General features: G+C 73.0%; 11 protein-coding genes. 3 read left to right on the forward strand and 8 right to left on the reverse strand.

Annotated features, from left to right (window positions below; translation table 11 throughout):
• Positions 1-250 precede the first annotated feature (250 nt).
• Complete coding sequence (locus tag ABZY31_RS11425; protein ID WP_356407735.1) at positions 251-3,091, forward strand: SCO5717 family growth-regulating ATPase; 2,841 nt, start codon at positions 251-253, stop codon at positions 3,089-3,091.
• A 72-nt stretch (positions 3,092-3,163) separates the two neighbouring features.
• On the opposite strand, the gene ABZY31_RS11430 is transcribed toward ABZY31_RS11425, so the two are convergent.
• The 8 genes from ABZY31_RS11430 to rimP form a co-directional block, all read right to left on the reverse strand.
• Positions 3,164-4,120, reverse strand: coding sequence for a bifunctional riboflavin kinase/FAD synthetase (locus tag ABZY31_RS11430; RefSeq protein WP_356407738.1), 957 nt, complete (start codon positions 4,118-4,120; stop codon positions 3,164-3,166).
• Positions 4,121-4,454: 334 nt separating this feature from the next.
• Positions 4,455-5,363: a tRNA pseudouridine(55) synthase TruB gene (truB, locus tag ABZY31_RS11435; protein ID WP_356407741.1), complete on the reverse strand. Its 909-nt coding sequence runs from the start codon at positions 5,361-5,363 to the stop codon at positions 4,455-4,457.
• The gene (gene rbfA / locus ABZY31_RS11440) at positions 5,360-5,809 is read right to left on the reverse strand and encodes a 30S ribosome-binding factor RbfA (RefSeq protein ID WP_356407744.1); all 450 of its coding nucleotides are present in this window, start codon (positions 5,807-5,809) and stop codon (positions 5,360-5,362) included. Before rbfA ends, truB begins: the two co-directional genes overlap by 4 nt.
• 26 nt (positions 5,810-5,835) lie before the next feature.
• On the reverse strand, positions 5,836-6,129 hold the full coding sequence (locus tag ABZY31_RS11445) for a DUF503 domain-containing protein (protein ID WP_356407747.1): 294 nt from the start codon (positions 6,127-6,129) through the stop codon (positions 5,836-5,838).
• Between the two features lie 163 nt (positions 6,130-6,292).
• Complete coding sequence (infB, locus tag ABZY31_RS11450) at positions 6,293-9,445, reverse strand: translation initiation factor IF-2 (protein ID WP_356407750.1); 3,153 nt, start codon at positions 9,443-9,445, stop codon at positions 6,293-6,295.
• Between the two features lie 166 nt (positions 9,446-9,611).
• Positions 9,612-9,884, reverse strand: coding sequence for a YlxR family protein (locus tag ABZY31_RS11455; protein WP_356407752.1), 273 nt, complete (start codon positions 9,882-9,884; stop codon positions 9,612-9,614).
• A 127-nt stretch (positions 9,885-10,011) separates the two neighbouring features.
• The gene (nusA, locus tag ABZY31_RS11460; protein ID WP_356407755.1) at positions 10,012-11,085 is read right to left on the reverse strand and encodes a transcription termination factor NusA; all 1,074 of its coding nucleotides are present in this window, start codon (positions 11,083-11,085) and stop codon (positions 10,012-10,014) included.
• A gap of 2 nt (positions 11,086-11,087) precedes the next feature.
• Positions 11,088-11,600 (reverse strand): ribosome maturation factor RimP, encoded by a 513-nt coding sequence (gene rimP, locus ABZY31_RS11465; protein WP_356407758.1) that lies wholly within the window; start codon positions 11,598-11,600, stop codon positions 11,088-11,090.
• 155 nt (positions 11,601-11,755) lie between these two features.
• Here rimP and ABZY31_RS11470 point away from each other — a divergent pair, with 155 nt between their 5' ends.
• Together ABZY31_RS11470 and ABZY31_RS11475 are read left to right on the forward strand one after the other, a co-directional pair.
• Positions 11,756-12,358, forward strand: a complete 603-nt coding sequence (locus ABZY31_RS11470) for a hypothetical protein (protein ID WP_356407761.1) — start codon at positions 11,756-11,758, stop codon at positions 12,356-12,358.
• On the forward strand, positions 12,355-12,840 hold the full coding sequence (locus ABZY31_RS11475; protein ID WP_356407764.1) for a ferritin-like domain-containing protein: 486 nt from the start codon (positions 12,355-12,357) through the stop codon (positions 12,838-12,840). Before ABZY31_RS11470 ends, ABZY31_RS11475 begins: the two co-directional genes overlap by 4 nt.
• The last annotated feature ends 4 nt before the right edge of the window (positions 12,841-12,844 follow it).

The raw sequence follows: 12,844 nt of genomic DNA on the forward strand, positions 1-12,844 counted from the left end.
CGGTCGGGGCGGTCCGGGGCGGTGTTTTCCGGGACGTTCGCGCGGGCCCTCCCGTCGGCCTTCCCGGGCGGTGTGGCCGGTGGGACGCGTCGGACGGCCGGGCCGGGTCCGGGGGCGGTCGGGCTGTGTACCGGGTCCGTACCAGCGGCGGGCCGGGTCGGGGGGCCGGTCCCGGGCGCGATTAGGCTGACGGTGGGCGCGGTGCCGATGGGGGCCGCCGGACCAGTGCTCGACCAGACCAGGAGGACCAGTGAACGGCGATCGGAACGAGAGCCGCGGCGGGACGTGGGACGTCCCGACGGACGATCAGTCCGACGCGGAGCCCGATGTGACGGGCGAGTTCACCATCGACTACACCCCGCCGGCCTGGTACACGCAGGACGCCCCGGCGGGCCCGACCCCGCCGGACCTCCCGGCGGGCAGCGGCTTCGAACCCCACCGGCCGGGCGATGTCACGTCCCCGTCGACGATGCGGATCGCCCCGGTCCCGTCCCGGCCCGCCTCTTCCGGGCCGGCCGAAACGCCGCCCGGGGGCTCCCCGTTCCCGGCGGCGCGCGTTCCCGGTGCGGATGCGGACGCCGCGGGCGGGGCGGGCACGGGTGGCTCCGGCGCGGTTGCCGGTGCCGGTACTGATGCGGGCGCCGGTGCGGTTCCGTCCGCGGATGCGGGCGGCTCCTCCGGTGCGGGGGGCGCGGGTACGCCGTTCTCCGGCGCGGCGGGTACGGCCCCGGGCGCCGGTGCGCCGTACCCCGGCGCGCCCGCTGCGACGCCGGGCTCGGGCGGCTCCGCCCCGGCCGAGGGGGTCGGTACGCCGTTCCCCGCCACCACCGCTTCGGCGGCGGGCCAGGAGGCCGGTGCCGGTGCGGGCGCGCCGTACGCCGCCCCGGCCGCGGACGCCCCGGCGCCGTACACCGACGCCGGTGCTCCCGGTTTCACCCCTTCGGGCGACGCGGCGAGCGCGTTCCCGGATGGTCCCGGCGCGGGCCGCGGTCCCGGTGCCACCCCCGCCGAGGGCGTGTCCGTACCGTCCTCCGGCGCGGACGCACCGCACCCGGCGGACCCCGCCCCCGCTTCGCCCGTCCCGGGCAAGGAGGCCGACGGCGCCACGGCCCCGACGGCCGTCCCGGAGCCGGACGCGTCGGCGGGAGCGGCCGGATCCGCCCCCGCGAGCGCGTCCGAGGACCCCGGCGCGGCCGAGGCCGCCGCCCCGGCGGCCCACCCGGCGTCCACGGAGGCCGTCCCCGACCCCTACCGGAGCGCGCCCGGAGCGGCCTCCGCTCCCGCGTCCGGCTACGCGCCCACCGGCGACGCGCCCACGCCGTACCCCGCGGCTCCCGGCCACGCCCCGACGGGCGACGGGAGGGCACCGTTCCCGGCCGCCGACGAGCCGCGGGACGCCGTTCCCGCGCCGCCGTGGTCCGCGTCCGGCGCACCCATGGCGCCCGCCGCCTCCGGCGAACTGCCGCCGCTGCCGCCCGCGTTCCCCTCATACGGGGACGACCGGCCCGCTCCGGCACCGCAGGAGGGGTACGGCTATCCCCCGGCCCCCGCACCGCATGCGCCGCAGGCTCCGACGCCGGCGCCCAACGCCCCGCAGGGCTACGGCTACCCGGCCGCCCCCAACCCGCCCCAGCCCGGCGCCCCATGGGGTCAGCAGGCCCCGCAGCAGGCCCCGCACCCGGCGCAGCAGGCACCCCAGCCCCCGCACACCCCGCAGGCGCCCCCGCAGGGCGACCCCCGGCTCGGCCAGCAGTGGCCGCAGCCCGGCCCCGGAGGCCCGGGTGGCCCCGGCCCCGGTGGCCCCGGCGCGCCCGGCCCGCAGGATCCCCGCTACGCGTCGGCCTCCCCCGGCGGCGGCGCCCCGCTCGGCTACACGGCCGCCGTGGAGCTGTCCTCCGACCGCCTCCTGCGCACCAAGCAGAAGCCCAAGAGCAACCGCTCGGGCGGCTCCGGCGGCGCCTCGTCCCTCTTCCGGTTCGGCGGCAAGGCGGCGGAGGCGGAGCGGCAGCGCAAGCTGGAGCTGATCCGTACCCCGGTCATGTCCTGCTACCGCATCGCCGTCATCAGCCTCAAGGGCGGAGTGGGAAAGACCACGACCACCACCGCCCTCGGCGCGACCCTGGCCACCGAGCGCCAGGACAAGATCCTCGCGATCGACGCGAACCCGGACGCCGGCACCCTCGGGCGCCGCGTGCGGCGCGAGACGGGGGCGACGATCCGCGACCTCGTCCAGGCGATCCCGTACCTGAACTCCTACATGGACATCCGGCGGTTCACCTCGCAGGCCCCGTCCGGGCTGGAGATCATCGCCAACGACGTGGACCCGGCCGTGTCCACGACCTTCAACGACGAGGACTACCGGCGCGCGATCGAGACGCTGGGCCGCCAGTACCCGATCATCCTGACGGACTCGGGCACCGGGCTCCTCTACTCCGCGATGCGCGGGGTCCTGGACCTGGCCGATCAGCTGATCATCATCTCCACGCCGTCCGTCGACGGCGCGAGCAGCGCCAGCACCACGCTCGACTGGCTCTCCGCCCACGGCTACGCGGACCTGGTCTCGCGCTCGATCACCGTCATCTCGGGGGTCCGCGAGACCGGCAAGATGATCAAGGTCGAGGACATCGTCCAGCACTTCGAGACCCGCTGCCGCGGGGTGGTCGTGGTGCCCTTCGACGAGCACCTGTCGGCCGGCGCCGAGGTGGACCTCGACATGATGCGGCCCAAGACGCGCGAGGCGTACTTCAACCTCTCGGCCCTCGTCGCCGAGGACTTCGTCCGCGCCCAGCAGTCCCAGCCGCAGCCGCACTGGCAGGGCGGACCCCAGACGGCCCCGGCCCCGCAGGCCCCGCAGGCCCCGCAGCAGCCCTACCCGTACCCGCCGCACAGCCCGTACGGCCAGCCGCAGCAGCAGCCGTACGCACCCCAGCAGCCCGCGCAACCTCAGCAGCCCCACCAACCCCAGCAGCAGCCCCCGCAGCCCTACGGCCAGCCCTACCCGCCGCAGCAGCCGCAGCCCGGCCAGGGCTGGCCCCAGCAGCCGCCGGCGCAGCAGCCGCCGCCTGCGCCGCCGCAAGACCCGCGCCGGTAACGCCCGAACGGGTGAGGGCCCGTACCGTCCAAGGACGGTACGGGCCCTCACCCGTTCGGGCGAGCGCTCCGCTCAGCGCTGCGCGTCGTACACGTCCGTCAGCACCCGCGCCCGCTTCACGTCGTCCGCGATCGCCTCCAGCAGCCCGTCCAGCGACTCGAACTTCGCCATCCCCCGCACGTAGGCCAGGAAGTCGACGGTCACGTGCAGACCGTAGAGGTCGAGGCCCACGCGGTCGATGGCGTACGCCTCGACCGTCCGCTCGGTCGCGTCGAACTGGAGGTTCGTGCCCACCGAGATGGCCGCGGGCATCCGCTCGCCGTCGGCCGTCAGCCAGCCCGCGTACACGCCGTCGGCCGGGATCGCCGTGTGCGGCAGGGTCTCGACGTTCGCCGTCGGATAGCCCAGCTCCCGGCCGCGCTGGGCGCCGCGCACCACGACGCCCTCGACCCGGTGCGGCCGGCCGAGGATCTCGGCCGCGCCCTCCATGTCGCCCTCGGCGACCAGGCGGCGCACGAGCGTGGAGGAGAAGGCCTCGCCGCCGCCCGCCGCGCCGCGCACGACGAGGTCGATGACCTCGACCTCGTAGTCGTAGGTCGCGCCCAGCTCGGTGAGGAAGGCGACGTTCCCGGCGGCCCGGTGGCCGAAGCGGAAGTTCGGGCCCTCGATGACGGCGCGCGCGTGCAGCTTGTCGACCAGGACCTTGACGATGAAGTCGGCCGGGGACAGCTGTGAGAACTCCGCCGTGAAGGGCAGCACCAGCAGGGCGTCGACGCCCAGCTCGGCCATCAGTTCGCCGCGCCGGTGGTGCGGGGCCAGCAGCGGGGGGTGGCTGCCGGGGCGCACGACCTCGCTGGGGTGCGGGTCGAAGGTGACGACGACGGCCGGCACCCCCAGTTCGCGCGCCCGCTCCACCGTTCGTCCGATGATCAGCTGGTGACCCCGGTGCACACCGTCGTACGAGCCGATGGTGACGACGCTGCGTCCCCAGTCCTGGGGGATGTCCTCCAAGCCACGCCAGCGCTGCACTGTGACCGCTCCTCGCCCGAACCCGTGTTGTACCCGTAGGGATTGCAGGTCTAAGACTGCCATGCCGCTGCTCCGGGGCCCGCATCGGCATCTTGCTCAGGTCAGGGGCACGTCAAAGTCCACCGCGGCACCTCATCGTCGGCCCGGCCCCCAGCGCGTCGGAGACCCGATACAAAAGCGCCCCCCTTCACTCCCTCTCTTCACTCCGAGCGCCTGCCCGGACGGGTGAATAAGGGGGCCCGGGTGGATAAAGACCTACCCGAGGGGGGTCGTGGAGCGGTGAGCGGCAGTTCCTGAGCGCTCACCGCTCCACGTCGAACGACGCCGGACGGCGTCAGACGAAGACCGCCAGGGACTTCGCCTTGCCGTTCTTGTTCTCCACCAGCCCGAGGAGCGTGCCCTGCGGCCCGAAGACCGCGACGGACCGGCCCACCGGGTACTCCTCCGGCATCTCCAGCCGTACCCCGTTGCCGAGCAGCGAGGCGCGCCGCGCGTCGAGGTCCCAGCGCGGGAACGCCGCTGCCGCCGCGTCGGCGATCGGCATGACGGTGAGCTCCTCCTGGTGCTGGTCCAGGGTGCGCGCCCGGTCCAGCTTGTACGGGCCCACCCGGGTGCGCCGCAGCGCCGTGAGGTGGCCGCCGACGCCGAGGTCGGCGCCCAGGTCGCGCGCGAGGGCGCGGATGTACGTGCCGCTGGAGCAGACGACGGAGACGACGAGGTCGACGACCTTGGTGCCGTCCTCGGCCTCGGCCTCGCGCATGTCGTAGACCTGGAAGGAGGAGATGGTGACCGGCCGGGCCGGGATCTCGAAGTCCTCCCCGTCACGGGCGCGCTTGTAGGACCGTACGCCGTTGATCTTGATGGCGCTGACCTTGGACGGGACCTGCATGATCTCGCCGGACAGCTTGGCGATGCCCTCGTCCACGGCCTCGCGGGTGACCCCGGAGGCGTCCGTGGAGGAGGTGAGGTCGCCCTCGGCGTCGTCGGTCAGGGTGTTCTGGCCGAGGCGGATCGTACCGAGGTACTCCTTCTCGGTCAGCGCGAGGTGGCCGAGGAGCTTGGTGGCCTTCTCGACGCCCAGGACGAGGACGCCCGTCGCCATCGGGTCGAGCGTGCCGGCGTGGCCGACGCGGCGGGTCCTGGCGATCCCGCGCATCTTGGCGACCACGTCGTGCGAAGTGAAGCCGGACGGCTTGTCGACGATGACAAGGCCGTCCGGCGGGGGCGTGCGGTCGGTGCTCATTCCGCGGCTGCGTCCTCGTCGTCCTCGCCGGGCTTCTTGTACGGGTCGGCCTCGCCCGCGAACGTGGCGCCCGAGGACGCCTCGCGCACCTGGGCGTCGGAGGCGCGGACCTTGTCGAGGAGGTCCTCGATGGTCTTGGCGTTCTCCGGCAGGGCGTCCGCCACGAAGGTCAGCGTGGGGGTGAACTTGGTGCCGGCCGCCTGGCCGACCGCCGAGCGCAGAACGCCCTTGGCGCTCTCCAGTCCGGCTGCCGCACTGGCCCGGTCCTCGTCGTCGCCGTACACCGTGTAGAAGACCGTGGCCTCCCGCAGGTCACCGGTGACCCGGGTGTCGGTGATCGTCACGTGCGTACCGAGACGCGGGTCCTTGACTCCACGCTGGAGCTTCTGGGCGACCACCTCCCGGATGAGGTCTGCCAGCTTCTTCGCGCGCGCGTTGTCGGCCACTGGTCCGTCTCCTTCTTTTCTTGCAGTCAGTCGTCATCACCGTGGACCCGCCGTCGTACCGACAGCAGCTCCACTTCCGGACGTGCCGCGACCAGCCGCTCACAGCGGTCCAGTACGTCCGACAAAAAGCCCGTGTCCCCGCTCACCAGAGCGACCCCGATCTCGGCCCTGCGGTGCAGGTCCTGGTCGCCCACTTCGGCCGCGCTCACAGAGAACTTGCGCTGGAGCTCGGCGACGATGGGCCGGACGACGGAGCGTTTCTCCTTCAGCGAATGAACATCGCCGAGGAGCAGATCGAAGGACAGAGTCCCCACGTACATGCGGTGGCCGGATGTCCCGCCGGTTCGGGTTAGGCGACCTGCCGGGCCGTCGCTCGGCAGGGACACCAGAACCGTACACGCAACGGCCGGGGCCGATCGACGGATATTCCGCCGACCGGCCCCGGTACTGCGTTGTTACGACACGGTGCGAACCGCCCCGCGCTTACGCGCGCGGCTTCTCGCGCATCTCGTACGTCGCGATGACGTCGTCGACCTTGATGTCGTTGTAGGAGCCGAGGTTGATACCGCCCTCGAACCCTTCGCGGATCTCGGTGACGTCGTCCTTGAAGCGGCGCAGACCGGAGATGGTGAGGCTCTCGGCGATGACCTTGCCATCGCGCAGGAGCCGCGCCTTGGTGTTGCGCTTGACCTCGCCCGAGCGGATGAGGACACCGGCGATGTTGCCCAGCTTGGACGAGCGGAAGACCTCGCGGACCTCCGCCGTACCGAGCTCGACCTCTTCGTACTCCGGCTTGAGGAGACCCTTCAGGGCCGCCTCGATCTCCTCGATGGCCTGGTAGATCACCGAGTAGTAGCGGACGTCGACGCCCTCGCGGTCCGCCATCTGCGCGGCACGGCCGGCCGCACGGACGTTGTAACCGATGACGATGGCGTCGGAGCCCATCGCCAGCGAGATGTCGGACTCGGTGACCGCACCCACACCGCGGTGCAGGACGCGGATGTCGACCTCTTCACCGACGTCGAGCTGGAGCAGCGAGGACTCGAGAGCCTCGACCGCACCGGACGCGTCGCCCTTGATGATGAGGTTGAGTTCCTGGACCAGACCGGCCTTGAGGACCGAGTCGAGGTCTTCCAGGGACACCCGGCGGACGCGCTTGGCGAAGTTGGCGTTGCGCTCGCGCGCAGCACGCTTCTCGGCGATCTGACGGGCGGTGCGGTCCTCGTCGACGACGAGGAAGTTGTCGCCGGCGCCGGGGACGTTGGTGAGACCCAGGACCAGGACGGGGGTCGAGGGACCCGCTTCCTCGACGTTGTTGCCCTTGTCGTCGAGCATGGCGCGCACACGGCCGTAGGCGTCGCCCACGACCATCGTGTCGCCGACGCGGAGGGTACCGCGCTGGACGAGGACGGTGGCGACGGCACCGCGGCCGCGGTCGAGGTGGGACTCGATCGCAATACCCTGAGCGTCCTGCTCCGGGTTGGCGCGCAGGTCGAGCGAGGCGTCGGCGGTGAGGACGACGGCCTCCAGCAGGGAGTCGATGTGCAGACCCTGCTTGGCGGAGATGTCGACGAACATCGTGTCGCCGCCGTACTCCTCGGCGACCAGACCGAACTCGGTGAGCTGACCGCGCACCTTGACCGGGTCGGCACCCTCGACGTCGATCTTGTTGACCGCGACGACGATCGGGACGCCGGCGGCCTTGGCGTGGTTGAGCGCCTCGATCGTCTGCGGCATGACGCCGTCGTTGGCCGCGACCACGAGGATCGCGATGTCGGTCGACTTGGCACCACGGGCACGCATGGCGGTGAACGCCTCGTGACCGGGGGTGTCGATGAAGGTGATCTTGCGCTCTTCACCGTTGACCTCGGTACCGACCTGGTACGCACCGATGTGCTGCGTGATGCCACCGGCCTCGCCCGCAACGACGTTCGTCTTGCGGATGGCGTCGAGCAGTCGGGTCTTACCGTGGTCGACGTGACCCATGACGGTCACGACCGGCGGACGCGGCATGAGGTATTCCTCGCCGCCCTCGTCCTCGCCGAACTCGATGTCGAAGCCCTCGAGCAGCTCGCGGTCTTCTTCCTCCGGGCTGACGATCTGAACGACGTAGTTCATCTCGCCGGCCAGCATTTCGAGCGTCTCGTCGGAGACGGACTGCGTGGCAGTGACCATCTCGCCGAGGTTCATCATCACGGCGACGAGCGACGCCGGGTTGGCGTTGATCTTCTCCGCGAAGTCGGTGAGGGACGCACCGCGCGACAGGCGAACGGTCTCGCCGTGACCGCGCGGCAGCATGATGCCGCCGACCGACGGGGCCTGCATGGCCTCGTACTCCTGGCGACGCTGGCGCTTGGACTTGCGTCCACGACGCGCGGGACCACCGGGACGGCCGAAGGCGCCCTGCGTGCCACCACGGGCATTGGGGCCACCGGGACGGCCGGCGAAGCCGGGACGGCCACCGCCACCCGCACCAGGACCGCCGCCGAAGCCGCCACCACCGGGACGGGGGCCGCCGAAGCCGCCGCCGCCACCGGGACGCGAGCCGGGACCGGCCGGACGGCCGGCGAAGCCGCCGCCACCGGCGGGACGACCGGCACCACCGGTGCCGGGACCACGACCGCCCGCACCGGGACCGCGACCGGCACCGCCGGGGCCGCCACCGGGACGGGGACCGGCAGCGGGACGCTGCGGCATCATGCCGGGGTTCGGACGGTTACCGCCCGGAGCACCACCCGGACGCGGAGCGCCGCCCTGCGGGCGGGGCATGCCGCCCGGGGTCGGACGACCCGCACCGGCGCCGCCCTGGGGACGCGGAGCGCCACCGGGACCGCCCTGCGGACGCGGAGCACCCTGGCCGCCGGCGCCGGGGGCACCGGGACGGGGGGCACCCTGCGGGCGGGGAGCCTGCGGACGCGCCATGCCGGTGGAGCCACCGGAGGTGAAGGGGTTGTTGCCGGGACGGGGACCCGCGGGACGGGCACCACCCGGACGGGCGGCCTGACCGCCGGCGGCGGGACGCTGTCCCTGGGCCGGACGCTCCTGGCCGGCCGGACGCGGCGCGCCGGGACGGGCACCGGTCTGACCCGGGGCCGCGGCCGGACGCTGCTGCGCGGGACGCGGGCCGGGGGTCGCACCGGCGGGACGCTCGGTGCGCTCGGCGCGCTGCGGGGCAGCGGGGGCCGAGGGCGGCGCGGTGAACTCGGTCGCGACCGGAGCGGGCGCCTGGACGGCGGGCTTCGGGGCGGCCGGGGCCTTCGGGCCGGGACGCGGGCCGGAGGCGGCCGGAGTCACCGGCGCGGGGGCGCTGGGCGCCGCGGCGGCCGGGGCCTCGGCGACGACCGGCTTGGGGGCCGGGGCGCCGGGCTTGGGCGCCGCGGGACGTGCAACGGCACCCGGGGTGGGAGCCCCGGGCTTGGCGGGCGCGGCCTTGCGGGGCGCGCCGGGCTTCGCAGCGGACTTGCCGGCGTTGCCGCCGGGGCCCTGCAGTGCGTCAGTCAACTTGCGTACGACCGGCGCCTCGATCGTCGAGGACGCCGAACGCACGAACTCACCGAGTTCTTGGAGCTTGGCCATGACGACCTTGCTCTCTACACCGAACTCCTTGGCGAGTTCGTATACCCGGACCTTAGCCACTAATGCTCCTTTTAGGTCCGGGTTACGCCGGACCGTCGCTACTTCATGGGCGTACTCATCGCGTACTCATCGAGTGCTCATCGCAATCTCGACCTACTTCCAACTCGCGAGGTACCTGACCGCACGGTTATCCGTGCCGTGCAACTTCTATTCTTGCGCTGTGCCTCTACGGCCCTTCTACGGCCTTGCGCAGCTCCACCGTGTCGAACGGTCCCGAGGACTTGAAGGCCCTGGGGAACGCGCGTCGGCGTACCGCCTGGTCGAGGCAGACCACGGCGGGGTGCACGTAGGCACCCCGGCCGGGCAGCGTACCGCGAGGATCGGGGACGCATGCGTCCCCCACCGCCACGATGCGCAGCAGGTCGTTCTTGGCCGCTCGCTCCCGGCACCCCACACAGGTGCGTTCAGGGCATGCGCGGGCATGCGTCCGGCCAGACACGCTTAAGTCTACCTCCCCGCACCGACCTCACCCCTACGGGCGAAAAATCGAACGGACGTCGTCGTGTAATCACCTGTCTACCGGCCGAGAACCTCCGACCGGTACCGGTTTATTCCCCGACCGGCCCTTAACGGACCGGACGGTCCGACCGCTGGTCGCGGTCGCCGCCCCGGTCGGAGCGCTCGCCGCGGTCGGAGCGGTCGGCGACCGCCCCGTCCTCGGCGGGCTGCTCCGTGTCGGGGCGGATGTCGATGCGCCAGCCGGTGAGCCGCGCGGCGAGGCGGGCGTTCTGGCCCTCCTTGCCGATGGCCAGCGACAGCTGGTAGTCGGGCACGGTGACCCGGGCGGAGCGGGTGTCCCAGTCGACGACCTCGACCTCGCTCACCCGGGCGGGTGACAGCGCGTTCGCGACCATCTCCGCGGGGTCGTCCGACCAGTCGACGATGTCGATCTTCTCGCCGTGCAGCTCCGCCATGACGTTGCGCACGCGGCTGCCCATCGGGCCGATGCAGGCGCCCTTCGGGTTCAGGCCCGAGCGGGTGGAGCGCACCGCGATCTTGGTGCGGTGACCGGCCTCGCGGGCGATCGCGCAGATCTCCACGCTGCCGTCGGCGATCTCCGGGACCTCCAGGGCGAAGAGCTTCTTCACCAGGTTGGGGTGGGTGCGCGAGAGGGTCACGGACGGACCGCGGACACCCTTGGCCACCCGGACGACGTACGTACGAAGACGCAGGCCGTGGGTGTACTCCTCGCCCGGCACCTGCTCCTGCACCGGCAGCATGGCCTCCATCTTGCCGATGTCGACCAGCACGTTCTTGGGGTCCTTGCCCTGCTGCACGACGCCGGTGATGACGTCGCCCTCGCGGCCGAGGAACTCGCCGAAGGTCTGGTCGTCCTGCGCGTCGCGCAGACGCTGCAGGATCACCTGCTTGGCGGTGGTGGCGGCGATCCGGCCGAAGTCCGACGGGGTGTCGTCGAACTCCTTGGGCTCCTGGCCCTCCTCCAGATCCCGCGGGTCCTCCTTCGCCCACACGACCACGTGGCCGTTGGTGCGGTCCAGCTCGACGCGTGCGCGCCGGAAGCTTCCCTCGGTGCGGTGGTACGCGATGAGGAGAGCGGACTCGATCGCCTCGACCAGCAGGTCGAAGGAGATCTCCTTCTCCCGGACCAGACCCCGCAGGGCACTCATGTCGATGTCCACGGCTACGCCTCCTCTTCCTTCTTGTCCTTGCGGTTGAACTCGATTTCGACCCGCGCCTTGGCGATGTCGGCGAACGCGATGCGGCGGGCGGTCGCCTTGCGGCCCTTCACGCCCGGTACTTCGAGGTCCATGCCCTCGTCGTCGACGTCGAGGATGCGGGCGATCACTTCGCCGGCATCCTTTTCCCCCTCGGCGGCCAGCTGGAACTTCACGAGCCTGCCGATCGCCCGGACGTAGTGGCGGTGCTCGGTCAGCGGGCGGTCGGCGCCCGGCGAACTCACCTCGAGGACGTACTCGTCCTCACCCATCTCGTCGGTCGCGTCCAGCGTCTCGGAGACCACCCGGCTCAGCTCGGCACAGGTGTCCAGCTCCACGCCCTCGTCGGAATCCACGATGATGCGCAGCATGCGGCGCTTGCCCGCCTTGGAGATCTCGATCTCTTCGAGGTCCAGGCCCTGGGCGGCGACGAGCGGCTCCAGCAATGCGCGCAGCCTGTCGCTCTGGGTGGTGCTCATCCGGGTGACTCCTCGGCCGCGTGTGCTGTTGTGGTTCCGTCGCGTGTGTCGCGTGTCAGGTCAACAGGGTATCCGGTCGCGGGGGGTGTTGCCGTCCGCCCTGTGGACGGAGCCCCGGGTACCGTGATCTTTGCCTGCCCCCGTTCCTGACCGCCGTGACCACCGAGGACGCCGCCGTGCCCTGGACCATGCCTTCGCGAAGGAGCCTGCTGACCGGTGCCGCGGGTGCGGCCGGTGCCGCGCTGCTCACCGGCTGTTCGGGGGGCGGGGTGGCCGCCGAGAGTGCCGAGGCACCACCCGAACGGCCGATCCGGGAGGGCGCGGTACGGGACAGCGAACTGCTGCTGGAACGTTACGACGCCACCATCGCCGCGCATCCGCCGCTGGCCGGGCGGCTCGCCCCGCTGCGCTCGGCGGTCGCCGCCCACGTGGGGGCGCTGGCCCCGGACGACGGCGCCCCGAAGCCGTCCCCCTCGCCCTCCGGGTCCGCGGCCCCGGGGTCCCCCGCGCCGGATCCCGGGACGGGCGCGGCCGGCAACCCGCCCGGGAAGACCGCCGGGAAGAACGCCGACCCGGTGCCCGCCCAGCCCGCGGAGGCGCTGGCCGCGCTCGCGACCGCCGAGCGGGACCTGGCCGAGGCCCGCACGATCGCCCTGGCCGGGACCTCGGGGGAGCTGGCCCGGCTGCTCGCCTCGGTGGCCGCGTGCGGCGCCGTGCACACCTACCTGCTCGGCCCGAACTCCGGAGGCAAGGCGTGACCAGACCCGTGACCCGCGCGCAGGCGCCGGAACCCACCCGCAACGGCGGCCGCCCGCTGACCGCCGCCCAGGCCGTACTGGCCGCCGAGCACGCGGCGGCCTACGGCTACGGGGTGATCGGCGCCCGGGTCGCGCCCGAGCGCTCCGGCGAGGCGCGGGACGCCTACGGAGTCCACCTCGCCCGCCGTGACGCGCTCGCCCGCACCGTGCGCGACCTGGGCGGGTCTCCGCAGCCCGCGGAGGCGGCGTACGCGCTGCCGTTCCCGGTCCGCACCCCGGGCGACGCGGAGCGGCTCGCCGCCGAGATCGAGGAGCGGGTGGCGGGCGCGTACTCCGATCTGGTGCGCGCCGCGGACGGTCCGCTGCGCCGGGAGGCGGCCGACGCGCTGAGCGCGGCCGCGGTCCGCGCGGCACGCTGGCGCGGCGGCGGCGTAGCCTTCCCTGGGCTCGCGGAACGCGCTGAACGAGTCCGCAACAGCTGAAAGG

Source organism: Streptomyces sp. NPDC006529 (assembly GCF_040611795.1).
GTDB lineage: Bacteria > Actinomycetota > Actinomycetes > Streptomycetales > Streptomycetaceae > Streptomyces.